Source organism: Paraburkholderia sp. PGU19 (assembly GCF_013426915.1).
In the GTDB taxonomy this organism is placed as follows: domain Bacteria; phylum Pseudomonadota; class Gammaproteobacteria; order Burkholderiales; family Burkholderiaceae; genus Paraburkholderia.
On record NZ_AP023180.1, the window covers coordinates 2153446 to 2178953 of the forward strand.

The following is a 25508-nucleotide window of genomic DNA, read 5'->3' on the forward strand; positions in this document are numbered from 1 at the left end:
CTGTCACCTGCCAGCTTCCAAGGAACAATCATGCACAAGCAAATCTATGTGAATCTCGCCGTGAACAGCGTGGAGAAATCGAAGGCGTTCTTCTCGCAACTCGGCTTCACGTTCGAACCGAAATTCACCAATGAGCAGGCGGCCTGCATGGTGATCGGCGAAAACATCTACGCGATGCTGCTCGCGAAGGACTTTTTCCAGACCTTCACGAACAGGACGCTGTGCAATCCGAAGGAGAGCACAGAAGCGCTGATCTGCCTGTCGTGCGACAGCCGCTCGCAAGTCGACGATCTGGCCGATAAGGCGCTCGCCGCAGGCGGCGCGTTTTCGCGCCCGGCGCAAGACCACGGCTTCATGTACGAGCGCAGCATCGAGGATATCGACGGGCATATCTGGGAACTCGTGTACATGGACCCGAACGCCGCGATGCCAGCGGCCGACGCGTCCTGAGGCCGGCCGTGACGACGGCTGCGACCCATCGTGCCATCGAGGCAGTCTGGCGGATCGAATCCGCGAAGGTCATCGCCCACGTCGCGCGGATCGTGCGCGATGTCGGCGTGGCGGAAGAACTCGCGCAGGACGCACTGGTGGCCGCGCTCGAAACCTGGCCGGACTCAGGGGTGCCCGACAATCCTGGAGCATGGCTGATGGCGACGGCGAAAAACCGCGCGCTCGACCGCTGGCGCCAGGATGCGTTGCACGCGCGCAAGCACGAGGAACTCGGCGCCGACATGGACGCGCGCGAGGCGCATATCGTGCCCGATTTCGTCGATGCGCTCGACGCCGCGCGCGCCGACGACATTGGCGACGATCTGTTGCGGCTGGTGTTCACCGCCTGTCATCCCGTGCTGTCGAAGGACGCGCGTGTCGCGCTCACGTTGCGCCTGCTCGGCGGCCTGACGACGGATGAAATCGCGCGCGCGTTTCTTGTGCCCGAGCCGACCATCGCGCAGCGTATCGTGCGGGCCAAGAAGACGCTGTCGGCGGCAAAGGTGCCGTTCGAAGTACCGCAGGCGAACGATCGCGCGGTGCGGCTCGCGTCCGTGCTCGAAGTGATTTACCTGATTTTCAACGAAGGCTATTCGGCGACGGCGGGCGACGACTGGATGCGCCCGACGCTGTGCGAGGAAGCGCTGCGCCTGGGCCGCGTGCTCGCGGGCCTGATGCCCGACGAAAGCGAAGTGCACGGCCTGGTCGCGCTGATGGAGATTCAGGCGTCGCGCATGCATGCGCGCGTCGATGCGCAAGGACGGCCCGTGCTGCTGCTCGATCAGGACCGCAGCCGTTGGGACCCGCTGCTGATCCGTCGCGGCCTGACCGCGCTTGCGCGTTCGGAAGCGCTCGGCGGGATGAGCGGTCAGTACACGCTGCAGGCCGCACTCGCCGCGTGCCATGCGCGCGCCCGCACGGCGGCGGAAACGGATTGGGCGCAGATCGTCGCACTCTACGATGCGCTCGCCGAGGTCGCGCCGTCGCCCGTGGTCGATCTGAACCGGGCGGTTGCCGTCGGCATGGCGTATGGCCCGATGGCCGCGCTCGAACTCGTCGAGGCCCTCGCCGACGAGCCTTCGCTGAAAAACTATCACTGGTTGCCGAGCGTGCGCGGCGATCTGCTCGCCAAGCTCGCTCGCAACGACGAAGCACGCGCGGAATTCGAGCGCGCCGCATCGATGACGCGCAACGCGCGCGAACGCGAACTGCTGCTCGAGCGCGCCCGCGAAATGGGCGGCGCGCCCGGACGCATGCAGTAGGCGTTCGCGGTTTGCTTTAGCTCGTCACGTGAGTGAGCAGCGAGCGCACGAACGGAATCGCATGCTCGCCCGCGACCATGCCGAGCAGGCCGAGCAGCGCGACGATGGGCGGCGCGGGCGATTTCACATCGACGATGTTATAGAGCAGTCCGACGACGACCCCCGCCGCCAGCGACACGATATACGGCTTCATACGAGTCTCCGGTTGTAGTGATCGGGTTGCGTCACATCGTGATGACGACGCGTCCGCGCGTGCCGCCTGCGACGGCTGCGTAAGCGTCGCGTGCCTGTTCGAGCGGAAAGGTCTGCGCGATCGACGGCGCCTGCAACGCGCCGCTGTCGAACACGCTGGCCAGTTCCGTCATCAGACGCGCCGAATCCGCGACGCCGAGCTTGGCGCTGTCCGCGCCGAACAGTTGCGTCTCGTTGTGATAGAAGTCGATCAGGTCGAACTCGACGCGCCGCTTGCCCGTCGCGCTGATCTCGACCACGCGGCCGCGCCACTTCGCGAGCTTCAGCGCCGTTTCGAACGCGACGCCGCCAACGGCGTCGTACACGACATCCGCGCCGCCGAGTGCCTTCACGCGTTCCGGGGCGTGTTCGTCGAACGGTACGTAGTGATCGAGCAGACGGCCCGCGGGCGAATCCGCATCGGGCTCGCGGCGATCGACGGCGATCACCTTGCAGCCACGCGACTTCGCGATCTGCACGACCGCGCCGCCCACGCCGCCGCTCGCGCCGATCACGGCCACCGTTTCGCCCGCGACGAGCTGTGCATAATCGACGGCCCCGAGCCACGCGACCACGAAGTTCACGCCGATCGCCGACGCCTGTTCGTGCGTAAGCGTGCGCGGCTTGCGCGACAGCGCGCCGACGGGAATCTTGATGAACTGCGCGTGTGTGCCGTCGCGCGTGAAGCCGATGTCGCCGCCCGTGCCCCATACTTCCGCGCCGATCCATTCGGCGGGGCCTTCCGTCACGACGCCGCTGAAGTCGCGGCCAGGGATGCGCGGCAGCGTCGTGTGGCCGAAATGGCCCGAGAGGTTTTTCACGTCGCTCGGATTCACCGAGGCTGCTTTCACCTGCACGATCGCGCTGTCGGCGTCGGCGGTGGGTGTCGGCAGATCGACGAGGTCGAGGACTTCGGGACCGCCAAAAGAGTTGAACTGGATCGCTTTCATTGCCGCTCCTGCGGAAACTGTCGGATTCGATGGGTTTCGCTTGCCGCCTCACGATGGGTGAATCAGCGTATGAAGGCAGTCTAAGTGACCGGCGCGGCGTGGTTCAGACAAGTGCTTTCGAATATCGGACAGCGGGCGGCGCGGGTTCGGAACGATCAAACGGTTCGGGGAAACACGCGATGCGTGAGAAAACAACAGACCTGGTGGGCGTGGACGGCTGTAAGGGCGGCTGGTACGCCGTCAGGCAGCACGGCCGGACGGGCGCCATCGAGACGCGAATCTGCGCGACGTTTGAGGCGTTGCTTGCGTGGGCGCCCGCGCCTGCCATCGTGGCCGTCGATATGCCGATCGGCCTGTCGTCGACGGGCTATCGCGCGTGCGATGCCGAAGCGAGGCAGCGTCTGAAATGGCCGCGCAGTGCGTCGGTGTTTCAGACGCCTGTGCGTCAGACGCTTGGTGTCAGGGAGTATCGAACGGCGTGCGATCTGAACCGCGAAGCAACGGGCAAGGGCATCTCGCAACAGGCCTTCAACATTCTCGGCAAGATCGCTGAAGTCGATACGTCGTTGCGTGCCAGCAATAGCGATGCTTCGCGTGTGTTCGAGGTGCATCCTGAGCTTGCCTTCATGCAGCTTCAGATCGAGCAAGGCGGTGAGGCGGCCGGGCTCAAGGAGGGCAAAACGTCGGAAGCGGGACACGCGAAAAGAAAAGCCTTGCTTGACCCCGTCTTCGGCGCCGGTCTAAAGACCGCGCTCGACGAACGCGTTGCCCGGCACGCGCAGAAAGACGACGTGCTCGATGCCTTTGCGGTGCTATGGAGCGCGCGCCGCATCGCGGCAGGCAGCGCCGTCATGCTGCCCGACGACGAACCGCGCGACAGCGCGCTTCTGCCGATGGTGATCCGCTACTGAGCGAACGTTGCGGCCCGCGCTGTTCCGCAACGTTTCAGCAACTCACGCCTAAAGAATCACTCCGCGCCGCGCACGATGCGCAGATCGCGCTCGACGCCATTGCCGAGCGCCGCCAGCGCCTTCTTGTAGGCCTCACTGTCGTAGGCCGCGACGGCCTGCTCGTAGGTCGGGAATTCGATCACGACGGTGCGGTCCTTCAGGCCTTGTTCACGCACTTCCTCGGCGAGACCGCGCACAAGAAACTTGCCGCCCGCCGCCGTGACGGCCGGCAACGCCAGTTGTGCATATGCGGCCAGTGCCGCTGGATCGTTCGTCTTGCGGTAGAGAGTGACCCAGTATCCCTTGCTCATTTCACGTTTCCTCACGTTTAAGGTTTGGCCATGGCGACGCCAGCCGATCCATCCATCTGCCCGTCCGCGCCGCCGACGCCCACGATTCTCGCTCAAGCGCAGCAAGCGCGCTTGAGCGCGTCGCGACGCCCGACAGCCTCAGGACTTTAACGCAGCCGACGCGGCCAGCGTCGCGTGAGGATCGAAGTCGGTCGGCGGCGCGCCGAGTTCGCGGCGGAACATGTCGCTGAAACTGCTTGGCAGATAGCCGAGTTCGCGCGCGATGGTGCTGACCGCGCGTCCTTCGGCGAGCCCCGACACGGCGACGGCCAGTTGCACCTGCCTGCGCCACTCCGCGAAACCGATACCCAGCGCCCGCGTGAAGAGCCGCGCGAGTGTGCGCACGCTCGCGCCCACCGACGCCGCATGCTGCTCGAAGCTGATCGCATTCGACGGATTGTCGATCACCGTGCGGCACAGCGCGTCGAGCCGCCGGTCCGAGGCATCGGGCAGCGGAATGCGCAGCGACGAGCGCGGCGCCTGTTCGAGTTCGAGCATGGCGAGCCGGTACGCCGTGCTCAGATAGTCGTCGTCGCGCGTCTGTGCCGCTTCATGTTCGGCAATCGACGCAATCAGTTCGCGCAACAGGCCGTTGATCTCGAACACATCGCTGCGTGCGCTCAGATGGCCGATGCTGCGCTCATGGAAATACAGATTGCGCATCTCGACGTCGCTCATCATGTGGATCGAGTGCTCGGTGCCGGCGGGCAGCCACACGGCGCGCTGCGGCGGAACGACGAGCGCCTCGTGCCCGGCTTCGACCCACATCACACCCGACACGGCATACAGCACCTGCGCCCACGTGTGCGAATGCGGGTCGATGCGCAGCCCGCGCGGATAGTGCCGCGCGAGCGAATGGCCTTTGTCTGCGTCATGCAGGGCGGGTGGCGTCGCTTGTGTCATCGGTCAGTGCGTGTCCTGGCGAGGCTTGCGGTCCGTGTGAAGTTCAGCCTTGACGATACCCATTCCCCCGCGCGTGCGCCACCGCACCCGTTGGTCCCTCGCGGCCGCGAAAAATCTTGCGACGGATTTTCGCGGCCCGCGCGTTTAACCCCTAAACCGGCGCATTCGAGACCGGCAACCGTTCCAAGGGAAAGCGCAATGAAGATGCAAAAACTGGTCCGCATGCTTGCGGCAGGCGTGGTCGCGCTGAGCGCCTCGGCGGCGTTCGCGCAGGCGGTAATCGTCGCGCCGATGGCGCCGCCCGCCGCGCGCGTCGAAGTCGTGCCGCCGCCGCGCGCCGGCTACGCGTGGGACCCGGGCCACTGGCGCTGGGCGGATGGCCGCTACGTGTGGGTGGCGGGGCACTGGCAGACCATGCGTCCGGGCTATCGCTGGGTGCCTGGACATTGGGTCGCGCATGGTCCGAACTGGCGCTGGGTGCCCGCGCACTGGGTGAGCTGAACTTGGCGACGGGAGACTGAAAGATGAAGAAGCTGTTGTTACTGGCGTTGTTTATCGCGACGCTCGCGGGTTGCGTGGTGGTGCCGGCGCACCCTTACTACTATCGGCCGGCCGTCGTCGTATATTGAACTGCCTTGAACAGGGGTTGACGGAGCGCATCGCGGAGTTCGCGGTGTTCCTGTGAAGGTGAAGTCACTCGATCAGAACAACAGGGAGCGACAGCAGTGACGACAGCACATCTCGTCGCGACAGATGCCGCGCGTGACACGCGGCATGCGTGCAATAGGCGGCATACCCGGAGCCGCGCGCGTTGAACGAACGCGATCCGGATGCGGAACTGGTGGCGGGCGTCGGCAGGCAGGAGCCGGCGGCCGTTCGCACGCTCGTCGCGCGCAAGTTGCCGCGTCTGCTGGCGCTCGCCACGCGGATGCTGGGAGATCGTATGGAAGCGGAAGACGTCGCGCAGGAAGCCTTCATGCGCATCTGGAAGCAGGCGCCGCGCTGGCGCGAGGGTGAGGCGCGTTTCGATACATGGCTGCATCGCGTCGCGCTGAATCTCTGCTATGACCGTTTGCGCGCACATCGTGAGGAGCCCGCCGACGAACTGCCCGACGCCGTCGATCCCGCCGCCACGCCCGATGCGCAACTCGAAGCGCAGTCGCGCGAGGCACGGGTGCGCGCGGCGCTCGCCGCGTTGCCGGCGCGCCAGCGCGAGGCGCTAGTGCTCAACTACTACCAGGAACTGTCGAACATCGAGGCGGCCGCGCTGATGGGCATTACCGTCGACGCGCTCGAAAGCCTGCTGGCCCGCGCGCGCCGCAATCTGCGCGCGCAACTGACGGGCGACGATCTTGCCGGAACGAGGACCAGCCGATGACTCCAGAAAGATTTCGCGCAATAGTCGATGCGTATGGCGCCGAGGCGCGCCATTGGCCCGAAGCGGAGCGCGCCGCCGCGAGCGCGTGGGCCGCGCAGCATCGCAGCGAGGTGGACGCGCTGCTCGCGCAGGCCGCGCAACTCGACGCATGGCTCGCGAGCGATGCCGCCGCGACCGATATGGCGCCGGACGCCGCGCTCATCGAGCGCGTGATGGCTTCGGCGCCCGCTAACCGTCGATCGCGTCGACCGCGCCGGCTGTCGTTGATCTGGCCGGGCGGCGGCTCGGGGCGCGCGGGCTGGTGGTGGTCGGGCGCGGCGTTCGCGGGCGTTGGTTTGATCGGCGGATTGGCGGGCGCATTCGCGGTGTCGTTCTTCCTCGTGACGGGCAACCCGTCTCCGGGACCGGAGTCTTCGTATCTGACAACTGGATTTGGCGGCACGGCCGCAGACTGGAGTGACGAATGAGCGGACGCGCCTGGAAATTTCTGTTGGTCGGCTCGCTGGTGCTCAACGTGTTTCTGATTGGCGGCGTCGCGGGCGGCGCGTATCAGTGGTTCGTCGCGCATGGCGGCGTGACGGCCGCCAGTCAACCACAGCCGCGCGCGCTGCGATTCGCGGCGGAAGGGTTGTCGGCGGAGCGCCAGCAGCAGTTCGTCGATGCCTTGAAGGACGCGCGCCGCGAAGCGCGCGAGTACGCGCGTGACGGGCGAGAGGATCGGCGCGAGGTACTGCGGCTGCTAGCCGCGCCGCAGCTGGACCGCGCGGCGCTCGATGTCGCACTGAACCGCACGCGCGAAGCCGATATCGCGCTGCGCTCGCGGGTCGAGCAAAGCGTCGCCGATTTCGCGGCGACCTTGTCGCCCGATGAACGCGTGAAGTTCGCGGAAGGCTTGCGCGAGCGCGGGCAATGGCGGCTCGCGCAGGCGCAGCAGCGCGTGCAGAAGCCGGGCAATCAGCCCGCGAGCGACTGATCGGCCGCGACTGAAAAAGCAGCGACGGAAAAGCGCCGCTCACTCCGTTTAATGCACATCGAACCACGCACGACAGGCGAGACAGGAGCGAGCATGGCCAATTCACCTGCAACTACGGCGCCGCCGTTGAGCGCCGCCGCGATCGCGCTGAACCGCTTCGGTCTCGGCGCGCGCGCCGACGAAGCGCCACCGGTGAACCCGAAGAACTGGCTGCTCGCGCAGTTCGACGCCTATCAGCCGATGCCCGCGGCATGGGCTGCGCAACTGACATCGCTGGCGATTGCTGCGGATCTGGCCGACGAACGCCAGCAGGCGATAGCAAACACCGCAACCAACGCAACGAACGCCACCGCGAGCGGCGCGAATGCCGCCAGCGCGCCGAACCTCGCCAGCAACGCGGATGACGCGCGCAAAGCCGCCCGTCAGGCCGCGAACAAGGCGCAGCGCATGGAAGCGCGCGACACGTACCGCGCAGCCGTGAACGCGCGTGTCGCGAGTGCGCTGACGACGCCCGCGCCGTTCGTCGAACGGCTCGTGCACTTCTGGTCGAATCACTTCGCGGTTTCCATCGACAAAGGCCGCGTCGCGCCGTTCGCCGGCGCATTCGAAGCGGAGGCGATCCGCCCGCACGTGCTCGGGCGCTTCGAAGACATGCTGGTGGCCGTCGAGCGTCATCCCGCGATGCAGCTTTTTCTCGACCAGACGCGCTCGGTCGGACCCGACAGCGTCGCCGCGTTGCGCGCCGCGCAGCGCAATCCGAACCGCAAGCCCGGACTCAATGAAAACCTCGCGCGCGAGATCATGGAGCTGCATACGCTCGGGGTGCGCAGTGGCTACACGCAGGACGACGTCACCGAGTTCGCGCGCGCCATGACGGGCTGGAGCATTGCGGCCGTGCAAGGCCCGCAGGCGAACAACGCAAACAGCGCAAACGCGAACGCCGCGCCGCCGGGTGCGTTCATGTTCCGTCCGCAATTGCACGAGCCGGGCACACGGACCATCATGGGCCGCCGCTACGACCAGCCGGGCGAAGGGCAAACGCTCGCGGTGCTGCACGATCTGTCGAGCGCGCCCGCCACCGCGACGCATATCGCGACCAAGCTCGCGCGCCACTTCGTCGCGGACAATCCGCCGCCCGATGTAGTCGACCAGCTGGCGACAGCCTTCATGCGAAGCAGCGGCGATCTGCCCACGGTCTATCGCGCGCTGATCGACAGTGACGCCGCGTGGTCGCCCGTTGCCGTCAAGTTCAAGTCGCCCTGGGAATGGACGGTTTCGTCGATGCGCGGCCTCGGCATGCACAACCTGAACGACGGCGCGAACACCGTGCAGATGGCGCCCGTGCTGACGCAACTTGGTCAGCAGGTGTGGCGCCCCGGCTCGCCGGCCGGCTATGACGATATCGCCGCGAGCTGGGCCGCGCCCGATGCGCTCGTGCGGCGTGTCGAGATCGCGCAGCGTTTCGCGGCGCGCGTCGGTGATCGGCTCGATGCGCGCTCGCTGGGGCAGACGCTGACGGCAGGTTCGCTGAGCGAGCCGACGCAGCTCGCCGTGTCGCGTGCGGAAAGCGCATCGACGGCGCTCGCGCTGCTGCTCGTCTCGCCCGATTTCCAACGGAGATGACCATGCTCACTCGCCGCAGTTTCGTGCGCATCGCAGCCGCTGGCGCGGGCGCGATGCTCGTCGCGCCGCAGATCGTGTTCGCGCGCGCTGCGACCGACCGCCGCTTCGTGTTCGTGATCCAGCGCGGCGCCGCCGACGGGCTGAACATCGTCGTGCCGTACGCGGACCCTGCGTATTCGACATTGCGTGGCGCGCTGACCGTCGATACGTCGGCTTCGACGAAGCTCGACGGCACGTTCGCGCTGCATCCGTCGCTCGTGCAGATCGGGCAGATGTACGGGCGGCGCGAGGCGCTGTTTGTGCACGCCGTCGCGTCGCCGTATCGCGACCGGTCGCATTTCGACGGACAGAACGTGCTGGAGACGGGCGGATCTTCCGCGTATCAGGTGAAGGATGGCTGGCTCAACCGGCTCGTCGGCATGATGCCGGGCGCAACGTCGACGACGCCCGAGAACGCGATCGCGTTCGCGCCAACCGTGCCGATGGCGTTGCGCGGTGCGGCGAACGTCGCGTCGTATGCGCCTTCCGGGCTGCCGCAGGCGCCCGACGATCTGCTCGCGCGCGTTTCGCAACTCTACGAACAGGACGCGCAATTGCGTCCGCTGTGGGAATCGGCGATGGCGGCGCGCGGTCTCGCGGGCGATGCGGGCGCGCGCCAGGACCCGGCGAGTCTCGGCAAGCTGGCGGCCGGGTTTCTGTCGCGCGAAGACGGGCCGCGCATTGCGATGATCGAAACGGGCGGCTGGGACACGCATAGCGCGCAGATGCCGCGCCTCGCCGCCCAACTCAGGGCGCTCGACACGATGCTCGCTGCATTACGCGACGGACTCGGACCGGCGTGGAACAAGACGACGGTGCTGGTCGCCACCGAATTCGGCCGCACTGCTGCGGCGAATGGGACGGGCGGCACGGATCACGGCACGGCATCCGTCGCGATGGTGATCGGCGGCGCGGTGGCGGGCGGGCGCGTGGTCGCCGACTGGCCGGGCTTGCGGCAAGGCGATCTGTACCAGGCGCGCGACCTGAAGCCGACGGCGTCGCTCGACGCGCTGATTACGGGCGTCGCGAGCGAAAGCCTCGGGCTCGATCCGCACCGGACTTCGCGCACGCTGTTCGCGCAAGCGGGCAGCGTGCAGCCGATGACGGGCCTGATTCGCGTGTAGGCCGCGCGAGCCGATTTAACAATCGAGCCAACAACCAGTCAACAGGGAGATGAACTCGACAATGAATGGTCTGAACCTGAAATCAACGACACTGCGCGCGCTGCTCGCGGCCACGCTCTGCGCATCGACGCTTTCCGCCTGCTATGTCGTCGAGCCCGCGCGGCCGGCGCAGCCCGCGCCCGTCGCGGAGGTCATACCTGCGGCGCCTGCGCCGGGATATCGGTGGGTGAAGGGTCACTATCGCTGGGAGGGCAATCACTGGGCATGGGTGCCGGGACACTGGCGGCCCGTTTGACCGCGTCCGATCCGGTTCGGAAAAAATATCGGTTGCGCGTGTCGATCTGAAGATGGCTCACTCGTCGTAGTGGTGAAGACTCGCTTATCGGGCGAAACTTCGTCACCCATGAAACTCTTCACATCAGGAGACACGACATGTCCACGCCAGCCGTCAAGCCCATCCCCGAAGGGATGCACACGTTGACACCGCACATCATCGTCGCGGGCGCGGCCGAAGCAATCGAGTTCTACAAGAAAGCGTTCAATGCAGTCGAGCAGGTGCGCCTGCCCGGTCCCGGCGGCAAGATAATGCACGCGTCGCTGAAAATCGGCGATTCGACGCTGATGCTGGTCGATGAAATGCCCGATTGCGGCAACGGCGCGTCGTTCGGGCCGAAGGCGCTGAAGGGCACGCCTGTCGTGCTGCATCTGTACGTCAACGACGCTGACGCCACCATCGCACAGGCGGCGTCAGCGGGCGCGAAGGTCATCATGCCCGCGACCGATATGTTCTGGGGCGACCGTTACGGCCAGGTCGAAGATCCGTTCGGCCACCGCTGGTCCGTCGCGACGCACACGCGCGACGTCACGCCCGACGAAATGAAATCGGCGATGGAGCAGATGGCGCAAGGCCGTCAATAACGACCGTCGCGGGCGCGTGATTCGATGCGCGGTGATGCATCGCGCATTTCACCGCACGCTGCCGCGCCCGATACAACCATCCAAGGAGATGTGATGGACAAGATTGCCACGTGCCTGTGGTTCGACGGCAATGCGGAGGAAGCCGTCCGGTTCTACACGGGCATCTTCGGGGATTCGAGCATCGGCGACATCACGCATTACGGCGAGTCGATGCCCGGCAAGGCGGGTGAAGTGCTGACGATCACCTTCCATCTGGAAGGCCGCGAATTCCTCGCGTTGAACGGCGGCCCGCAGTACACGTTTTCTCCGGCGATTTCGATGTTCGTGAAGTGCGAATCGCAAGAGGAAGTCGACGCGTTGTGGGACGGGCTGCTCGAAGGCGGCGGCTCGCCAGTGCAATGCGGCTGGCTGACGGACCGCTTCGGCGTGTCGTGGCAGATCGTGCCGACCGCGATGATGAAGTTTCTGACGGACAAGGATCAGACGAAGGTTCAGCGCGCGATGCAGGCCATGATGCAAATGGTGAAGCTCGATGTGAAGGCGCTCGAAGCGGCTTTCAACGGGCAGTGATTTCGGTTGAGCCTGGTGCGCGCCGCGCGTGAAGGGGTTTCGCTGCGGCGCGCGTATCTGCGATCATCGGCGCTTTCCTCTCTGCCGGCTCCTGCCGGATACGCGCGATGAATCCTTCCGTCCTTGAGCTTGAAACCGATCGTCTGATCTTGCGTCCTCATGTTCGCGAGGACTTCGACGAGAGCTACGCGCTGTGGTCCGATGAGACCGTTACGCGCTTTATCGGCGGAAAGCCGTTCAGCCGCGAAGAGGTGTGGTCGCGGCTGCTGCGCTATGCCGGGCACTGGGCACTGCTCGGCTATGGCTACTGGGTGATCCGCGAGAAAAACAGCGGCCGGTTCGTTGGCGAAATCGGCTTTGCGGACTACCAGCGCGACATCGAACCGCCGCTAGACGCACCGGAGATAGGCTGGGCGTTGATGCCGTCGATGCATGGCATCGGCTACGCGACGGAAGCCGTGCGCGGCGCGCTGACATGGTCCGATGCGACATGGCCGGAGCGTGAGACCGTGTGCATCATCGCGCCGGATAACGTGGCGTCGCGGCGGGTTGCGGCGAAATGCGGCTACGTCGAGGCGCGGCAGGCGACATACAAAGGGCATCCGACTGGCGTGTTTTGCCGCGTTGGCTAAGAGTTTTTCGGGCTTTTCCTAGGGTTCCTATATCTTCCGGCCGAATTGTTTGAGGCCGCCGCCGATGCGATATTGACTGCGCGAATGCATCGGTCATCTGAACCACCCAATCGCACGTAGATACAGCGTTGACACATCAACCCGCGCCGCGTAGCATGACGGTATCTACATTGTAGATACGCGCGGCGCTTCTGCTCCCTCACGGGGTTTCAAGGAGGCAATCGTGTATCTGGATTTCTCGGGCGAAGGTGGGGCTATGGCTATTCAGACAATCAAGCGGTGGGGCAACAGTCTTGCGGTGCGCATTCCAGCAAGCCTGGCGGACGAACTGCACCTGCGCGAAGATCAGGAAGTCGACATGGTGGTAGCGGATGGCGCGCTCGTCGCAACGCCCGCCATCAGGACGTTCAATTGGGACGAGTATCGCGAGCAACTCGCGGCGCGGCCCGGCGACGTGCATCCGACCATCAATCTTGGCGTGGCTGTGGGTTCCGAACTTGCCGATCCAACGGGCCAGGACGACTGGTAAGGAGCAACATGAAGAACGGCGTTCCCGAAATCGGCGATGTGTGGTGGATGAGTCTCGAACCCGTGGTCGGGCACGAGCAGGGCGGCGGTTATCCTCGGCCCGTGGTGGTGTTGTCGCACGACGAGCACAACGGTCCGGCACAGCGCATCGTCGCTGTGCCGTGCACGTCGAAGATACGTGGCTTTTCGACGGAGATTCCCGTCTCCGCGTTGCCAAAGCCGTGCGTCGCGCTGATCGACCAGATCACCACACTCGACTGGGTGGCGCGGCGCGGTGAGTTCAGGGAAGAGCGGATCGCGCAGCCCGAACTGGATGCGATCCGCCGCAGTTTAAAAGCATTCCTGATGATGTGAAGGTGTTATTGCGTTACGGGCGTTGTGCCGCTATGCACGCCTGTAACGTGCGCCGCTGCGTGCCCTGCGCGTCGAAGTTCGCTTCGTCGAGCCATTGCGCGAAGCCGGCGCGCAGCGCCGGCCATTCGCCGTCGATGATCGAGAACCACGCCGTATCGCGGTTACGGCCTTTGTAAGTCACGGCCTGCCGGAAGATACCTTCGTACGTGAAGCCGAAGCGGGCAGCCGCGGCGCGCGACGGTGCATTCAGCGAATCGCATTTCCATTCGAACCGCCGGTAGCCGAGTTCGTCGAATGCGCGCTGCATCAACAGGAAGATGGATTCCGTTGCCATGCGCGTCTTTTGCAGACGCTGCGAAAACACGACGAAGCCGACTTCGATCACGCCGTTCGCCTTGTCGATGCGCATCAGCGAAAGCGTGCCGATGGCTTTGCCCGTCGCGAGATCGATGACGGCGTGATGCAGCGGGTCGGGGGAAGCCGCGCAGGAGGTAAGGAAGTCGCGGTACGCTTCGCGCGTGTCGAACGGGCCAACCGAAAGATAGGTCCAGTCGCGGCCGTCGGGCGCGGCGCTGTAGGCGTCGTACAGATCGTCTGCGTGGCGTTCGACGTCGACCCGTTCCAGCCGGCAGTAGCGGCCTGTCATTGGCTGATCGCCTGGCGCCTTTGCAGGTTGCCACTGTGGCATGGGTTCGCCGATAGCCTGGCCGTATTCGTTGACTCGTTGCACCACGTCATTCTCCCGTCGCGTGTACCGTTGAAGTATGCCAAGCGGGCACGATACGGCAAAGGCTGTGCGCCCGTAAGAACCAGGTGGGCGCGATTCGATGGAGCCAGCATCGCGCGGTGTCTCGCCATCGTTCGCGAATCGTGCGCCGATTGCGAACGTTTGGAAGTGAAAGGCTGTCGGTACAGAATGACCCCGATCATTCCCCATTCGTGTGAGGTCCGCATGCTCGACGTTGCTGAGGAAATCGCCCGGTTCAATGCGGGCCGTGACCCCGACCGCCACGCGATGAAATTCGCGCGCATGCGCACGTCGCCATTCGTGTTTTTGCGCGGAACCTGTCATCTGTTCTACAGGCGTCTGTCTAAAGGCACGGTGCTCGACGGCGCGCCGCGCGCGTGGATCTGCGGCGACATGCATCTGGAGAATTTCGGCAGCTACAAGGGCGACAACCGGCTCATCTATTTCGACGTCAATGATTTTGACGAGGCGTGCCTCGCGCCCTGCCTTTACGAAATGATCCGTCTGCTGTCGAGCGTGCTGGTGGCGGCCGACGACCTGAAGCTCAGCCGCGCCGAGGCGCTCGCGCTGTGCCATACGGCTACGGACGCTTACGCCGCCGCGCTGCGCTTCGGCAAGGCGCGCTGGATCGAAGAGGAGACGGCCGAAGGCATGGTCGGCGAACTGTTCACGGCTTTGCACCAGCGCTCGCGCGCCGATCACCTGAACCGGCGCACCGAGTTGAAGGGGAAAAAGCGGACGCTGCGCGTCGACGGCAAGAAGGCGTTGCCTGCCACGGCCGACGCACGCGCCAAGGTCGTCGCATTCATGAACGATTTCGCGAAGCACGAGCCGAATCCGCAGTTCTACGAGATCATCGACGTCGCGCGGCGCATTGCGGGTACGGGCAGTCTGGGCATCGAGCGCTATGTGATTCTCGTCGAAGGCAAGGGCTCGCCCGACGGCAATTACCTGCTCGACATGAAGCTGGCTTTGCCGTCCGCCACCGCGCCGAACGTCCATACGCCGCAGCCCAAATGGGGCAGCGAGGCCGAGCGCGTCGTCGAGATTCAGAGGCGTAATCAGGTGGTGTCGCAAGCCTTTCTGCATGCCGTCGAGTTCGAACAGCGGCCGTTCGTGCTGCGCGGCCTGCAGCCATCGGAAGACCGCGTCGCGCTCGACAACTGGAACGGCAAGCTGCCACGGCTGGAGTCCGTCGTGCGCAACATGGCCGAACTGGTCGCGTGGGCGCACTTTCGCAGCAGCGGAAGGCAGACTTCCGCGATTGCCGACGACCTGATCGCGTTCGGCGAAGACAGCAAATGGCAATTGCCGTTGATCGATCTCGCGACGCAGTGCGAAGCGCAGGTCGTCAGCGACTGGAAGGCATACTGCGAAGCGTTCGATCGCGGCGCCTTTACACTGAACGCGAAAGCGTGAATGTTCGGGGCCGAACGTTTCCGACCCTACGTTCGAAAAATCCGAATATGTTGCCGGGCTTTACGCCGACAGGCGAGATGTGTAAATCTGGTGGTGCGTCGTGGTCAAAAAGTGCGTGGCTTTTCTGGGTCCGTTCGCCCTGCAAATCCCGGACCGCGCCATGACCCGACGCCGTGAGCGGGCGCGCCGCCCGTAAGGCATAAACAATGCCTCCCTATGAGTCACTTCCACGACAGGAGACGGCACTATGGAAATCGAAGCGACCGCATGGTTCCCGCTGGACGACTATGCGCCCGTGCGAGACGGGTGGTACGAAGTCCAGCTGGTGAGCGGAGACACGGCATTCGCTAAATTTATCGAAGGCGGATGGACGGAGAAACCGCTCCTGGTGTTCACCCACTGGCGCGGACTGAGCGAAGATCCCGCCCGCGTGGACGAACCGGAAACCATCGACGCGGAAGCCACGGCGGCCGAGGGCGTGCGTGCCGCATGGAACGCCTTCTTTCCCGGCGCGAACGGCGAAGCGCACAAACCGCTCGACGTCACGCACGGCAAGCCACCGACTACACACTGAATTTGCACCATGCGGGTCTGCGGGCGGCGCGATGGCGCCGCCGTTTTTTTGCCAAGAGTCTTTGCGTCGGCTTTTCGCACAACGCACGCTTGCACGGCGCATGTCGCCACGGCACCCAAGCTTCGCGTTTTGCCCGGCTTCGCTAGAATGCAGCGATCGATATCGCGAAGGTCTCTCATGCAATCATTCCGGCAACCCGTCGATCTGTCGCGCGCAACGCGTCTTCTGAATCATGGTCCCGTCACGTTGATTACGAGCGCACACGACGGGCGCTCGAACGTGATGGCGGCTTCGTGGGCCATGCCGCTGGATTTCGTGCCGCCAAAACTCGTCGTCGTGATCGACGCGAAGACATTGACGCGGCAACTGGTCGAAGCGAGCGGCGTATTCGGCCTGCAACTGCCCACGCGCGGCTTCGCGCGCCATACGCTCGCGGTCGGATCGAACGCAGGCGTCGAAATCGACAAGTTCACCGCGCTCCAGCTCGAGACGTTTCCGGCCGAAAAGATCGATGTGCCGATGCTGGAAGGGTGCGTGGCGTGGTTCGAATGCAAGGTGATTCCCGACGACGCCCAGCGGCACGATCTGATCCTCGCCGAAGTGGTCGCGTGCTACGCAGATAGCCGCGTCTACTCGGACAACCGCTGGCACTTCGGCGACGATCACGACATGCGCACCTGCCATTACGTGGCGGGCGGCACGTTCTTCGAAACGGGTGACACGTTTGAAGTCGATGCCGCGCCCGTCGGCGGCACGCGCTGATTCGCGTCTGCGCTCGGTTCGCGCTTCAGTGCCTGAGCGGCAGCCAGATTTCGACGCCGCCCATGCCTGTCACGGTATTGAACTGCTCGCTGTAGCGCTCGAAGTTGGGCGCATCGGCGGGCGCGTGCCCAGATTCCGGCAGCCATTTGTTCCAGATCGTGTTCCACGTGCGGCGTATCGTCGAAATGTGCTCGCTGTGCGTGAACACCGCATAGCGCTGCGTGCCGATGCGCACGCGGCTCAGTTCGTCGGGCAAGCCCGAGAAATCGGCGACTTCCACACCGCACAGATAATCGAAGTTGCCGGAGTCGTCGGCGTTGTAGCAAACGCCGTACGCGACACGGCCGACCTGTCCTGGCACTTTGCCGAAGATCGCGTTGAAGCGCTGCCATTGCGCGGGAATGCCCGAACTGCTCTCACAGTTGTAGCGTTCGCTTGATCCCGCTACGAGCAACGGTTTGCCGTCCACGAAACGCGGCGGCTCCAGGTGAGCGAGAAGTGATTCATCCATTTTGATCGGCTCCACGAGTGCGAGGTTGTCGAGATGACCTTGCGCGCGCAACGCTTCGGGTGTGAGCCCGAACTGCTCGCGAAACGCGCGCGTGAATGCCTCGTGAGAGCCGTAACCCGCGTCGACCGCGACGGCGAGGATATCCGGTGCACCGCGCGCAAGTCGCCGCGCCGCTTCCGTCAGGCGGCGCGCGCGTACGTAGCGCATCACCGCAAAGCCCGTTGCAGCTTCGAACGCGCGCGACAGATGAAAGCGCGAGACGCAACCGCAACTGGCGATATCGTCGAGCGACAACTCCTCATGGAAGTGGCTTTCGATAAACCACAACGCCTTTCCAGCGGGGTTTCCGACCAGGTTCATACGGACTCTCGTTTCGGCATGAACCCAGCATATCGATTGGACGGCCCGTTCATTTGATCGCGCTTGCGGTTCTTCAGATGCAGCGGCCCGTCAATCCGCCGATACGTCTTTCGCGGGCGAACCGAAATAGACCTGTACTTCGACGATCTTGCCGTTGTCGACCCGAAAGAACTCGGTATTGCGAAACGCTTCGCGGTTCACCGGCTTGCACGCATAACGCACAAAGGCTTCATTGCCTTCGCTGAACAGTTTCTCGATCTGAAAGAACTCGACCTGTTCGTTGAACGGCCAGCAGCGTTCAAAGTACTCGCGCCGGTCGATATGAGCGTCGTGCGGACTCGTGAAATGAAAATCGTCGGCGAGGATCGCTTCGATCGCCGCGCGGTCCTGGTGCTGATACGCCGCGAAGCAGCGGCGAACCAGATCGGGCACATCCGTGGTCTTGCTCATGGCGATTGCTCCATCTGCTGCTTCAACGCGTCGTCGTCGCGCTCCTGTCGCGCGGCGGAGGCTGAGCCGGGCCGCAGCAACGCGCCGCCAATCGTCGCAGCCATGGCCGCGAAGATCGCGCCGATGAAAAATGCAACGTGATACCCGCTCGCGAGCGCAGCGGGCGTATCGGCTTGCTGCGCGCCGCTGCTCGCCGATTGTGCCGCCGCGAGACTCGCCAGCACCGCGAGTCCCAATGCGCCGCCCATCATGAACGACGTGTTGACGATGCCCGACGCGAGCCCGGAATCGGTGGGATCGACATCGCTCATTGCAGCCAGCAGCATCGGATTGAACGCGACGCCCGCGCCCACGCCGAGCAACACCATGCCGGGCAGCACGTCTGCGACGAAGTGTCCGTCGACGGGCGCGCGCGCAAACAGCAGCAAGCCGAGCGCTGCGAGAAACAGGCCGACGGCGAGCGGCCGCCGGATGCCGAAGCGCATCACCATGCGCGCCGACAGGCCGAGCGAGAAGAAGCCCATGATGAGGTTCGCGGGCAGGAACGCGAGGCCGACCTGAAGCGGCGTGTAGGCGAGCACGCGCTGCAAATAAAGCGCGGAGATGAAGAACCACGCGAACATCGCCGCCGCCCACAACACGCCGACCACGTTGGCCGTCGCGACATTGCGCAACGTGAAGAGCTTGAGCGGCATCAACGGATGCGCGACGCGTGCCTCGATGATGAGAAACGCGCCGAGCAGCGCCAGCGCGACGACGATCAGACCGACAGTTTGCGCGGACAGCCAGCCCGCCTCGTTGCCGTTGACGATCGCGTAGACAGCCAGCATCAGCGACGCAGTGACGGTTGCCGCGCCCGCGACGTCCAGCCGTTCGCCGTGCGCGTGCCCGCGTCCGGCCGGCATCAGCGCGATGCACGCCCCATACACGGCGATTCCGATGGGCAGATTGACAAGAAAGATCCAGTGCCAGCTCAGCAGATTGGTCAGCAATCCGCCGAGCAGCACACCGATGCTGCCGCCGCCCGCGCACACAAAGCCGTAGACGCCCATCGCCTTGGCGCGTTCGCCCTCTTCGGTGAACAGATTCATGATGAGCGACAGCGAGACGGCAGACACGACCGCGCCGCCCAGCCCTTGAATGGCGCGCGCGCAAACCAGCATGACTTGCGAGTTCGCGAGCCCGCATGCGAGCGACGCCAGCGTGAACAGCGTAATGCCCGCGAGGAAGAGCTTGCGGTGTCCGTACAGATCGCCGAGCCTGCCTCCAAGCAGCAAAAAGCCGCCGAATGTCAGCATGTACGCATTGACGACCCACACGAGCGCGGTTTCGGAGAAGCCCAGATCGGCGGCGATCGACGGCAGGGCGACGTTGACGATCGTCGTATCGAGCACGATCATCAGCACGCCCATGCATAGCACGATCAGTGCGAGCCAGCGTTTTTTGCCTTCGATGTTATGCGTCATGCGCGCGTGTCCTCCTTGTCTGTCGATGCGCTTTCAGTCTAGCGAGCATCCGTTCCAGACGGCAACTGCAAATCGCTGCTCGCGCCGCTTCTATGTAAGACGACGATCGAATGCAGCCGGAATCGACACGGCTCAGCTCAATAAATCGTACTTGCCGCCGCGTTCGAGCGCGCGCTGATAGGCGGGCCGGGCATGGATCGTGTCGAGAAAACGGGCGATGGACGGATATTTCGTATCGCGGTTGCCGCGCGCGGTGGCGGCTTCGAGCGGGAAGCTCATTTGAATATCGGCGGCCGTGAATTCGCTGCCCACAAAATAGCCGGTTTTGCGTAGCGAATCTTCGATAAAACTCATATGCAGCGCGATCTGTGGATCGATGAACGTGGATTGCAACGTCGACGAGATCTTCTTCGCGATCGGCTTCGCGAAGAACGGCATCGGTGCGCTGCCGATGCGCAGCGCAACCAGCTTCAACAACAGCGGCGGCATCGCAGAGCCTTCCGCATAGTGCATCCAGTATCTGAACTGCTGGCGCTCGGGCGTGTCGGCAGCGGGCTCGAAGCGGCCCTCGCCGTAGCGTTCGAGCAGATACTCAATGATCGCGGCGGATTCAGCGAGGGTCTGACCATCATCGGTGACGACGGGCGACTTGCCGAGGGGATGAACGGCACGCAACTCAGGCGGCGCGAGCATCGTCTTCGGATCGCGCTGGTAACGCTTGATTTCGTACGGCACACCGAGTTCTTCGAGCAGCCACAGCACGCGCTGTGAGCGGGAGTTGTTCAGGTGGTGGACGGTGAGCATGAGCGGGCGGCGAGTCGCGCGGAAAGGCCGTGTATCGGCGGAGCGAACATCATACGAGGCCGCGCGAGAGGGCGGCCTCTATTCGATACGATGCTTTACGTTGCACGAGCAACCATCACGCCGACCACTTGTCGCCCATCAGCTGATTGGACGGCAGCTTCTCATCGAGCAGTTTGCGCGCGCTTTCGATGCCCGCAACGGGCAAGCCCTTCGGATCGAGCAAGCCGACCTGCACGAGCACGGAAGCCTGATCCCAATAGATATGCTCGTTATACAGCTTGTCGCCGCGAAAACAGACGACGGCGAGCATCGGCACCTCGAAGTATTTGCCCGTCGGCGCGACACCCGGCAACAACCAGTCGATCTCGCAGCTATGCGTGCAGGCAAAGATGAATTCATCGACGATGCGATCGGAACCGATGGTCCGCGAGATGGGAATCAGCTTCGTGTCCGGTGGGTTCGAGTTGACGAAGTGATTCGTGTAGAAGCGCTTGAGATTGTCATAACCGACGCCGCCCGTCATGGTCGGCACGTGGTTGACGTACGGTTGCGCGACCATGGTCGGCATCACGGCTTCGACGTCGCGCGTCGCGAACTCGAAGTAGCAGTGCTGTTCCCACAGCGTATTCAGATCGTAGATCGGGCCGAGCACCTTGCGCAGGAGCGCAAGCGTGCGCGAATACGCCATCATCTCGGCGGGCTTGTCGTATTGCGGGCGCGCGGGCGCGGCGAACGCATGATCGCAGCCGGGGTACACGTACTGCTCGATGTTCGCATGCGTGCGAAGCGCGCTCATGATCTGCTCGCGCACGGGCGGCGGGCAGTACGCGTCGTTCTCTGGGAGGTGAAACACCATCGGGCAACGAATGTTCTTCACTTCGTCCAGATACGCTTCGAGCCCGACGCCGTAATAGCTCACCGCACAATCGACATCCGTGCGCGCAGCCGCGAGCATCGCGAGCTTACCGCCGAGGCAATAGCCGACCGTGCCGATCTTGCCTTGTTGCTCGGGCAACGCGCGCAACGCATCGAGCGTCGCGGCGATATCCTGCACGGCGAGATCGACGTCGAACTTCGCGTGGAAGTCGAGCGCGCGCTTCATGTCGTCGCCGTCGTAGCCGAGCACGACATTCGGCTGCATGCGCCAGAACAGATCGGGCACGAGCACGACATAGCCTTCTTCGGCGTAACGGTCAGCCGTTTGCTTCAGATAGTCGTTGATGCCGAAAATCTCTTGCAGCAGCACGAGGCCGGGACCCGACCCCTGCGCGGGGCGCGCCATGTATGCGTTGAAACGGCCGCCATCGCGAGCGGCGACTTCGATAAAGGAACCGGCCATCAAATGCTCCTCGATTGTGGGACGACGGGGACTGCGCGCGTCGCCGCTCGCCGTTATCGAATGAAGCGTCAGGCGCTACATCGCACGCAAAGCGAACCGCTTGAGCTTGCCGGTTTCCGTGCGAGGCAGCGCGTCGATGAAGGCGACGACGCGCGGATACTTGTACGGCGCAACGGTATTCTTCACGAATTCCTGCAACTCCGCGACCAGTTTCTCATCGCCGCGATAGCCCGCATTGAGCACGACGAACGCCTTCACGATCTGTCCGCGCGTCTCGTCGGGCACGCCGATCACGCCGCATTCGGCGACGGCCCGGTGCTGCATCAGCACGCTTTCCACTTCCGGGCCGGAGATGTTGTAACCCGCCGAGACGATCATGTCGTCGGCGCGCGCCTGATAGAACACGTAGCCGTCTGCGTCGATATAGACGGAATCGCCGGGCAGGTTCCAGCCGTCGCGCACGAACTTGAGCTGACGCTCGTCGGCGAGATAGCGGCAGCCGGTCGGCCCGCGCACGGCGAGCTTGCCGAGCGTGCCGGTGGGCACGGGGCGCATGTCGTCGTCGACGGCTTGCACGACATAGCCAGGCACGGCCTTGCCGATTGCGTGCGGCCGCACATCGTGTCCCGCCGACGAGATGAAGATATGAATCAGCTCAGTGCCGCCGATGCCGTCGATCATTTCGATTCCGCTCGCTTCGCGCCAAAGTTCGCGCGTCGAATCGGGCAGCGCTTCGCCTGCGGACACGGTCTTTTTCAGCGACGCAATGTCGAAGCGCGGAATCAACGGCGCCATCTGCCGATAGAACGTCGGCGCGGTGAACATCACGGTTGCCTGAAAGCGCTCGACGTTTTGCAGCAGCGTTTCGGGCGTCTGCTTTTCGATCAGCACTGTCGATGCGCCCGCGCGCAACGGAAAGCACAGCAGCCCGCCAAGGCCGAACGTGAACGCGAGCGGCGGCGTGCCGCAGAAGATATCGTCGGCGGTGGGCTTCAGGATGTGGCGCGGGAACAGATCGCACATCGCCAGCACGTCGCGATGGAAGTGCATGCAGCCCTTCGGCGCGCCTGTCGTGCCGCTCGTGAAGGCGATCAGGCAGACGTCATCGGCGGCTGTGTCGCAGGCCTGGAATTCAGCCGGTTTGGATGCAGCGAGTGTTTCCAGGGAACCCACTGCGTGGTCGTCGTGAAAGACCAGCGTGTTTGTCAGGCCTTCGCAAAAGTACTCGTCGCCTTGCGTCGCGCAGCGCGCGAGTTCTTCCGTCAGGCGCGTGTCGCACAGCGCCGCGCCGATATGCGCCTTGTCGATGATCTGCTTGAGTTCCTTGGCGCGCAGCAGCGGCATGGTCGGCACGACTACCAGACCTGCCTTCAACGCCGCGAGAAACGCGACGGCCATCTGCAACGTGTTCGGCCCGCGCAGCAATACGCGATTGCCCGGTTGCAAACCCATCTCGTCGATCAGCACATGGGCGCTGCGATTGACCATCGCGAGCAGTTCGCCATAAGTGGTCGCATGCGGCTTGCCCTCGACGTCGGACCAGATCGCAGGCCGATCGCGATGCCCGTTTTCTACGGCACGATCGAGCAGTTCAGTCGCGCAGTTGAAACGCTCCGGATACGCGACGTCCGGATTGTCGAGCAGGAACACCGGCCATTGATCCTGCGGCGGCAAGTGATCGCGCGCGAAAGTATCGACGTGAGCTGACGGTTCCATCATGAAACTCCCCTGCCATACGTGATGTGCGAAATGGTTTGGTCTGCGCGGCTAGTCGGTAATCACGGCCGTTGCTTCGATTTCCACCTTGGCGTCGTCCTCGATCAGCGCGACGACCTGCACGGCGCTCATCGCGATGTCGTAATCGCCGATCAGTTCGCGGAACGCCTGGCCGATCTCCTTGAGCGACGCGAGGTACTCGCGCTTGTCGGTGACGTACCACGTCATGCGCACGAGGTGCTCGGGCTGTCCGCCTGCTTCGCGCAGTACCGCGAGCACGTTGCGCAGCGCCTGCACGGCCTGTTCGGCGAAGCGCTCGCTCGTCATGCGCGCTTCTTCGTTCCAGCCGATCTGCCCCGCGATATACACCTGTGTGCCAGTCACCGCGACACCATTGGCATAGCCCTTCGGCTTGACCCAGCCTGCGGGCAGAAGCGATCGTTTTTTCATGAGCGTTGCTCCTCGGATTGAACGGCGTGCGGCGCGAATGCCGCGAGCGCGGCGGCGATATCGTCGGGAATGTCGATCGACTGGCCGCTTTCAAGCGATGTCGTCACAAGCACTTGCGCCGCGCGAAAGCGCACTTCTTCCGCGCAACGGGCGACGATCGCGATGCCGACCGAACGGCGTCCGATGCGCGTGACGTCCAGCGAAAGCGTGATCGTTTCGCCCATGCGGCTCGGCTTCGAAAACTCGCATTCGAGCTTCACGATAGGCAGGCCGACGCGGCGCGTCTGGATCATGTGCGCGTAGTCGATGGCGAGACGCTCGTTGAACCACTCTTCGACGAGCATGTTCGTCATCACCAGATACTGCGGAAAGTAGACGATGCCAGCCGGATCGCAATGCGCGAACCGGATGCGCATGGGCATGTCGAACGTTGTGTTCATGATTCGCGGTCCTGCTGCGCAGCCGCGTGCGCCTTGAGCAGATCGCGTCCGACGATCAGTTGCTGCACTTCCGTCGCGCCTTCATAGATGCGCAGCGCGCGAATCTCGCGATAAAGCCTTTCGACTGTCGTGCCGCTTTGCACGCCCATGCCGCCCCACAATTGCACGGCGGCATCGATCACCTGTTGCGCGCCTTCGCTCGCGTGCCATTTCGCCATCGCGGCTTCGCGCGTGACGCTCTCGCCCTGGTCGCGCAGCCAAGCGGCGCGATAGACGAGCAGCGCGCTGCTGTCGATGGTCAACGCCATTTGCGCGAGTTTGGTCTGCGTCAACTGAAAATCGCCGAGCGTCTGGCCGAACATCTTGCGCGACGCGGCGCGTTCCAGGCCTTCCTGCAACGCACGCCGCGCAAAGCCCAACGACGCCGCTGCGACCGACGTGCGGAAGATATCGAGCGTGCGCATCGCGATCTTGAAGCCTTCACCGGGCGCGCCGAGCATCTGGCTTCGCGGCACGCGCGCGTTGGCGAAATGCAGACGCGCAAGCGGATGCGGCGCGATCACGTCGATGCGTTCGGCGACCTGCAAACCGGGTGTATCGGCATCGACAATGAATGCGCTGATACCGCGCGCGCCGGGTGCCTCGCCCGTTCTTGCGAACACGACGTAGAAGTCGGCGATGCCGCCGTTCGAGATCCACGTCTTGTCGCCGTCGAGCACGTAGCTGTCGCCTTCCGCGCGCGCCTGCAAGGCCATTGCCGCAACATCGGAACCCGCTTCAGGTTCTGATAGCGCGAACGCTGCGATGGCTTCGCCCTTTGCGACGCGCGGCAAATAGCGCGATTTCTGTTCATGCGTACCCGCCAGCGTGATTGCACCCGAACCGAGGCCTTGCATGGCGAGCGCGAAGTCCGCGAGGCCGTCGTGTTTCGCAAGCGTCTCGCGCAGAAGACACACGGCGCGTGTGTCGATCGTGTCGCCATGTCCGCCGTATTGCGTGCCGCCGACGCCATACTTCAACCAGCCCGCTTCGCCCAATGCGCGCACGAGTTGACGGCACGTCGTGTCGGTATCGTCATGCGGCACATGCGCGAGATGCTGCGCGGCCCAGCTTTCTATTCCATCAGCCAGTTCGCGATGACGCGCTTCGAAGAACGGCCACGCCAACGCGCCGTGCGGATCTTTCGGCTTCACAG

General features: G+C 64.2%; 33 protein-coding genes. 19 read left to right on the forward strand and 14 right to left on the reverse strand.

The window, feature by feature from the left end; translation table 11 throughout:
- The first annotated feature begins 30 nt into the window (after positions 1 to 30).
- On the forward strand, positions 31 to 450 hold the full coding sequence (locus H1204_RS27315) for a VOC family protein (RefSeq protein WP_180731609.1): 420 nt from the start codon (positions 31 to 33) through the stop codon (positions 448 to 450).
- 8 nt (positions 451 to 458) lie between these two features.
- Positions 459 to 1751, forward strand: a complete 1293-nt coding sequence (locus tag H1204_RS27320) for an RNA polymerase sigma factor (protein ID WP_180731610.1) — start codon at positions 459 to 461, stop codon at positions 1749 to 1751.
- A 16-nt stretch (positions 1752 to 1767) separates the two neighbouring features.
- Here H1204_RS27320 and H1204_RS27325 read toward each other — a convergent pair whose 3' ends face one another.
- A complete protein-coding gene (locus H1204_RS27325; protein ID WP_007582992.1) occupies positions 1768 to 1944 on the reverse strand; it encodes a DUF1427 family protein in 177 nt (58 codons plus the stop codon).
- A 31-nt stretch (positions 1945 to 1975) separates the two neighbouring features.
- On the reverse strand, positions 1976 to 2932 hold the full coding sequence (locus H1204_RS27330) for an NADP-dependent oxidoreductase (protein ID WP_180731611.1): 957 nt from the start codon (positions 2930 to 2932) through the stop codon (positions 1976 to 1978).
- Between the two features lie 179 nt (positions 2933 to 3111).
- On the opposite strand from H1204_RS27330, the gene H1204_RS27335 reads away from it, so the two are divergent.
- Positions 3112 to 3843 carry a DUF429 domain-containing protein gene (locus tag H1204_RS27335; protein ID WP_180731612.1) on the forward strand — a complete coding sequence of 244 codons (732 nt, stop codon included), beginning with the start codon at positions 3112 to 3114 and terminating at the stop codon, positions 3841 to 3843.
- 56 nt (positions 3844 to 3899) lie between these two features.
- Here the strand turns inward: H1204_RS27335 and H1204_RS27340 are convergent, their stop codons facing one another.
- Together H1204_RS27340 and H1204_RS27345 are read right to left on the reverse strand one after the other, a co-directional pair.
- Entirely contained in the window at positions 3900 to 4193 is a 294-nt protein-coding gene (locus H1204_RS27340; protein WP_042304350.1) for a DUF1330 domain-containing protein, read from the reverse strand.
- A 138-nt stretch (positions 4194 to 4331) separates the two neighbouring features.
- Positions 4332 to 5135, reverse strand: a complete 804-nt coding sequence (locus H1204_RS27345) for a helix-turn-helix transcriptional regulator (RefSeq protein WP_180731613.1) — start codon at positions 5133 to 5135, stop codon at positions 4332 to 4334.
- Between the two features lie 198 nt (positions 5136 to 5333).
- Between H1204_RS27345 and H1204_RS27350 the strand changes: the two genes are divergently transcribed.
- From H1204_RS27350 to H1204_RS27410, 13 genes are all read left to right on the forward strand, one after another.
- On the forward strand, positions 5334 to 5636 hold the full coding sequence (locus H1204_RS27350) for a YXWGXW repeat-containing protein (protein ID WP_180731614.1): 303 nt from the start codon (positions 5334 to 5336) through the stop codon (positions 5634 to 5636).
- Positions 5637 to 5659: 23 nt separating this feature from the next.
- Positions 5660 to 5764 carry a lipoprotein gene (locus H1204_RS27355; protein ID WP_180731615.1) on the forward strand — a complete coding sequence of 35 codons (105 nt, stop codon included), beginning with the start codon at positions 5660 to 5662 and terminating at the stop codon, positions 5762 to 5764.
- A gap of 182 nt (positions 5765 to 5946) precedes the next feature.
- Positions 5947 to 6513: an RNA polymerase sigma factor gene (locus H1204_RS27360; RefSeq protein ID WP_180731616.1), complete on the forward strand. Its 567-nt coding sequence runs from the start codon at positions 5947 to 5949 to the stop codon at positions 6511 to 6513.
- Positions 6510 to 6980: a hypothetical protein gene (locus H1204_RS27365; RefSeq protein WP_180731617.1), complete on the forward strand. Its 471-nt coding sequence runs from the start codon at positions 6510 to 6512 to the stop codon at positions 6978 to 6980. The genes H1204_RS27360 and H1204_RS27365 overlap by 4 nt, the downstream gene beginning before the upstream one ends.
- The gene (locus tag H1204_RS27370) at positions 6977 to 7486 is read left to right on the forward strand and encodes a periplasmic heavy metal sensor (protein ID WP_180731618.1); all 510 of its coding nucleotides are present in this window, start codon (positions 6977 to 6979) and stop codon (positions 7484 to 7486) included. Before H1204_RS27365 ends, H1204_RS27370 begins: the two co-directional genes overlap by 4 nt.
- A 93-nt stretch (positions 7487 to 7579) precedes the next feature.
- Positions 7580 to 9109, forward strand: coding sequence for a DUF1800 domain-containing protein (locus H1204_RS27375; protein WP_180731619.1), 1530 nt, complete (start codon positions 7580 to 7582; stop codon positions 9107 to 9109).
- Positions 9110 to 9111: 2 nt separating this feature from the next.
- Positions 9112 to 10272 (forward strand): DUF1501 domain-containing protein, encoded by a 1161-nt coding sequence (locus H1204_RS27380; RefSeq protein WP_180731620.1) that lies wholly within the window; start codon positions 9112 to 9114, stop codon positions 10270 to 10272.
- 70 nt (positions 10273 to 10342) lie between these two features.
- Positions 10343 to 10567 (forward strand): YXWGXW repeat-containing protein, encoded by a 225-nt coding sequence (locus tag H1204_RS27385; protein ID WP_180733325.1) that lies wholly within the window; start codon positions 10343 to 10345, stop codon positions 10565 to 10567.
- Positions 10568 to 10704: 137 nt separating this feature from the next.
- A complete protein-coding gene (locus tag H1204_RS27390) occupies positions 10705 to 11190 on the forward strand; it encodes a VOC family protein (protein WP_180731621.1) in 486 nt (161 codons plus the stop codon).
- Between the two features lie 93 nt (positions 11191 to 11283).
- Entirely contained in the window at positions 11284 to 11760 is a 477-nt protein-coding gene (locus H1204_RS27395; protein ID WP_180731622.1) for a VOC family protein, read from the forward strand.
- A gap of 107 nt (positions 11761 to 11867) precedes the next feature.
- A complete protein-coding gene (locus H1204_RS27400) occupies positions 11868 to 12392 on the forward strand; it encodes a GNAT family N-acetyltransferase (RefSeq protein WP_180731623.1) in 525 nt (174 codons plus the stop codon).
- 256 nt (positions 12393 to 12648) lie between these two features.
- A complete protein-coding gene (locus H1204_RS27405; protein WP_091779062.1) occupies positions 12649 to 12921 on the forward strand; it encodes an AbrB/MazE/SpoVT family DNA-binding domain-containing protein in 273 nt (90 codons plus the stop codon).
- Between the two features lie 8 nt (positions 12922 to 12929).
- On the forward strand, positions 12930 to 13274 hold the full coding sequence (locus H1204_RS27410) for a type II toxin-antitoxin system PemK/MazF family toxin (protein WP_180731624.1): 345 nt from the start codon (positions 12930 to 12932) through the stop codon (positions 13272 to 13274).
- Positions 13275 to 13287: 13 nt separating this feature from the next.
- On the opposite strand, the gene H1204_RS27415 is transcribed toward H1204_RS27410, so the two are convergent.
- Positions 13288 to 14007, reverse strand: coding sequence for a GNAT family protein (locus H1204_RS27415; RefSeq protein WP_180731625.1), 720 nt, complete (start codon positions 14005 to 14007; stop codon positions 13288 to 13290).
- A gap of 219 nt (positions 14008 to 14226) precedes the next feature.
- Between H1204_RS27415 and H1204_RS27420 the strand changes: the two genes are divergently transcribed.
- The 3 genes from H1204_RS27420 (at position 14227) to H1204_RS27430 (ending at position 16777) form a co-directional block, all read left to right on the forward strand.
- Positions 14227 to 15441 carry a DUF2252 domain-containing protein gene (locus H1204_RS27420; protein WP_180731626.1) on the forward strand — a complete coding sequence of 405 codons (1215 nt, stop codon included), beginning with the start codon at positions 14227 to 14229 and terminating at the stop codon, positions 15439 to 15441.
- 247 nt (positions 15442 to 15688) lie between these two features.
- On the forward strand, positions 15689 to 16015 hold the full coding sequence (locus tag H1204_RS27425; protein ID WP_180722965.1) for a hypothetical protein: 327 nt from the start codon (positions 15689 to 15691) through the stop codon (positions 16013 to 16015).
- Positions 16016 to 16192: 177 nt separating this feature from the next.
- Positions 16193 to 16777 (forward strand): flavin reductase family protein, encoded by a 585-nt coding sequence (locus H1204_RS27430; protein ID WP_180731627.1) that lies wholly within the window; start codon positions 16193 to 16195, stop codon positions 16775 to 16777.
- 25 nt (positions 16778 to 16802) lie between these two features.
- Here H1204_RS27430 and H1204_RS27435 read toward each other — a convergent pair whose 3' ends face one another.
- The 9 genes from H1204_RS27435 to H1204_RS27475 all read right to left on the reverse strand — a co-directional run bounded on the left by H1204_RS27435 (position 16803) and on the right by H1204_RS27475 (position 25506).
- Positions 16803 to 17648 (reverse strand): AraC family transcriptional regulator, encoded by an 846-nt coding sequence (locus tag H1204_RS27435; RefSeq protein WP_180731628.1) that lies wholly within the window; start codon positions 17646 to 17648, stop codon positions 16803 to 16805.
- A 90-nt stretch (positions 17649 to 17738) separates the two neighbouring features.
- Positions 17739 to 18098, reverse strand: coding sequence for a nuclear transport factor 2 family protein (locus H1204_RS27440; RefSeq protein ID WP_180731629.1), 360 nt, complete (start codon positions 18096 to 18098; stop codon positions 17739 to 17741).
- Positions 18095 to 19564 carry a DHA2 family efflux MFS transporter permease subunit gene (locus tag H1204_RS27445; protein ID WP_180731630.1) on the reverse strand — a complete coding sequence of 490 codons (1470 nt, stop codon included), beginning with the start codon at positions 19562 to 19564 and terminating at the stop codon, positions 18095 to 18097. The genes H1204_RS27440 and H1204_RS27445 overlap by 4 nt, the downstream gene beginning before the upstream one ends.
- Positions 19565 to 19696: 132 nt before the next feature.
- Positions 19697 to 20368 carry a glutathione S-transferase gene (locus tag H1204_RS27450; protein WP_180731631.1) on the reverse strand — a complete coding sequence of 224 codons (672 nt, stop codon included), beginning with the start codon at positions 20366 to 20368 and terminating at the stop codon, positions 19697 to 19699.
- A 115-nt stretch (positions 20369 to 20483) separates the two neighbouring features.
- Positions 20484 to 21707, reverse strand: coding sequence for a dienelactone hydrolase family protein (locus H1204_RS27455; RefSeq protein ID WP_180731632.1), 1224 nt, complete (start codon positions 21705 to 21707; stop codon positions 20484 to 20486).
- Between the two features lie 75 nt (positions 21708 to 21782).
- A complete protein-coding gene (locus tag H1204_RS27460; RefSeq protein ID WP_180733326.1) occupies positions 21783 to 23423 on the reverse strand; it encodes an AMP-binding protein in 1641 nt (546 codons plus the stop codon).
- Between the two features lie 51 nt (positions 23424 to 23474).
- A complete protein-coding gene (locus tag H1204_RS27465) occupies positions 23475 to 23873 on the reverse strand; it encodes a RidA family protein (protein WP_180731633.1) in 399 nt (132 codons plus the stop codon).
- Positions 23870 to 24313 (reverse strand): thioesterase family protein, encoded by a 444-nt coding sequence (locus H1204_RS27470; RefSeq protein ID WP_180731634.1) that lies wholly within the window; start codon positions 24311 to 24313, stop codon positions 23870 to 23872. The genes H1204_RS27465 and H1204_RS27470 overlap by 4 nt, the downstream gene beginning before the upstream one ends.
- Complete coding sequence (locus tag H1204_RS27475; protein ID WP_180731635.1) at positions 24310 to 25506, reverse strand: acyl-CoA dehydrogenase family protein; 1197 nt, start codon at positions 25504 to 25506, stop codon at positions 24310 to 24312. Before H1204_RS27475 ends, H1204_RS27470 begins: the two co-directional genes overlap by 4 nt.
- Positions 25507 to 25508: the final 2 nt, after the last annotated feature.

Excerpts from the sequence above, each read along its gene's own strand:
- H1204_RS27325 (WP_007582992.1), bottom strand. The coding sequence starts at position 1,944 with ATGAAGCCGTATATCGTGTCGCTGGCGGCGGGGGTCGTCGTCGGACTG.
- H1204_RS27405 (WP_091779062.1), top strand. The coding sequence starts at position 12,649 with ATGGCTATTCAGACAATCAAGCGGTGGGGCAACAGTCTTGCGGTGCGC.
- H1204_RS27440 (WP_180731629.1), bottom strand. The coding sequence starts at position 18,098 with ATGAGCAAGACCACGGATGTGCCCGATCTGGTTCGCCGCTGCTTCGCG.
- H1204_RS27335 (WP_180731612.1), top strand. The coding sequence starts at position 3,112 with ATGCGTGAGAAAACAACAGACCTGGTGGGCGTGGACGGCTGTAAGGGC.
- H1204_RS27350 (WP_180731614.1), top strand. The coding sequence starts at position 5,334 with ATGAAGATGCAAAAACTGGTCCGCATGCTTGCGGCAGGCGTGGTCGCG.
- H1204_RS27455 (WP_180731632.1), bottom strand. The coding sequence starts at position 21,707 with ATGGCCGGTTCCTTTATCGAAGTCGCCGCTCGCGATGGCGGCCGTTTC.
- H1204_RS27425 (WP_180722965.1), top strand. The coding sequence starts at position 15,689 with ATGGAAATCGAAGCGACCGCATGGTTCCCGCTGGACGACTATGCGCCC.
- H1204_RS27450 (WP_180731631.1), bottom strand. The coding sequence starts at position 20,368 with ATGCTCACCGTCCACCACCTGAACAACTCCCGCTCACAGCGCGTGCTG.
- H1204_RS27315 (WP_180731609.1), top strand. The coding sequence starts at position 31 with ATGCACAAGCAAATCTATGTGAATCTCGCCGTGAACAGCGTGGAGAAA.
- H1204_RS27430 (WP_180731627.1), top strand. The coding sequence starts at position 16,193 with ATGCAATCATTCCGGCAACCCGTCGATCTGTCGCGCGCAACGCGTCTT.
- H1204_RS27365 (WP_180731617.1), top strand. The coding sequence starts at position 6,510 with ATGACTCCAGAAAGATTTCGCGCAATAGTCGATGCGTATGGCGCCGAG.
- H1204_RS27355 (WP_180731615.1), top strand. The coding sequence starts at position 5,660 with ATGAAGAAGCTGTTGTTACTGGCGTTGTTTATCGCGACGCTCGCGGGT.
- H1204_RS27470 (WP_180731634.1), bottom strand. The coding sequence starts at position 24,313 with ATGAACACAACGTTCGACATGCCCATGCGCATCCGGTTCGCGCATTGC.
- H1204_RS27460 (WP_180733326.1), bottom strand. The coding sequence starts at position 23,423 with ATGGAACCGTCAGCTCACGTCGATACTTTCGCGCGCGATCACTTGCCG.
- H1204_RS27380 (WP_180731620.1), top strand. The coding sequence starts at position 9,112 with ATGCTCACTCGCCGCAGTTTCGTGCGCATCGCAGCCGCTGGCGCGGGC.
- H1204_RS27395 (WP_180731622.1), top strand. The coding sequence starts at position 11,284 with ATGGACAAGATTGCCACGTGCCTGTGGTTCGACGGCAATGCGGAGGAA.
- H1204_RS27330 (WP_180731611.1), bottom strand. The coding sequence starts at position 2,932 with ATGAAAGCGATCCAGTTCAACTCTTTTGGCGGTCCCGAAGTCCTCGAC.
- H1204_RS27400 (WP_180731623.1), top strand. The coding sequence starts at position 11,868 with ATGAATCCTTCCGTCCTTGAGCTTGAAACCGATCGTCTGATCTTGCGT.
- H1204_RS27390 (WP_180731621.1), top strand. The coding sequence starts at position 10,705 with ATGTCCACGCCAGCCGTCAAGCCCATCCCCGAAGGGATGCACACGTTG.
- H1204_RS27435 (WP_180731628.1), bottom strand. The coding sequence starts at position 17,648 with ATGAACCTGGTCGGAAACCCCGCTGGAAAGGCGTTGTGGTTTATCGAA.
- H1204_RS27420 (WP_180731626.1), top strand. The coding sequence starts at position 14,227 with ATGCTCGACGTTGCTGAGGAAATCGCCCGGTTCAATGCGGGCCGTGAC.
- H1204_RS27465 (WP_180731633.1), bottom strand. The coding sequence starts at position 23,873 with ATGAAAAAACGATCGCTTCTGCCCGCAGGCTGGGTCAAGCCGAAGGGC.
- H1204_RS27370 (WP_180731618.1), top strand. The coding sequence starts at position 6,977 with ATGAGCGGACGCGCCTGGAAATTTCTGTTGGTCGGCTCGCTGGTGCTC.
- H1204_RS27345 (WP_180731613.1), bottom strand. The coding sequence starts at position 5,135 with ATGACACAAGCGACGCCACCCGCCCTGCATGACGCAGACAAAGGCCAT.
- H1204_RS27445 (WP_180731630.1), bottom strand. The coding sequence starts at position 19,564 with ATGACGCATAACATCGAAGGCAAAAAACGCTGGCTCGCACTGATCGTG.
- H1204_RS27340 (WP_042304350.1), bottom strand. The coding sequence starts at position 4,193 with ATGAGCAAGGGATACTGGGTCACTCTCTACCGCAAGACGAACGATCCA.
- H1204_RS27375 (WP_180731619.1), top strand. The coding sequence starts at position 7,580 with ATGGCCAATTCACCTGCAACTACGGCGCCGCCGTTGAGCGCCGCCGCG.
- H1204_RS27410 (WP_180731624.1), top strand. The coding sequence starts at position 12,930 with ATGAAGAACGGCGTTCCCGAAATCGGCGATGTGTGGTGGATGAGTCTC.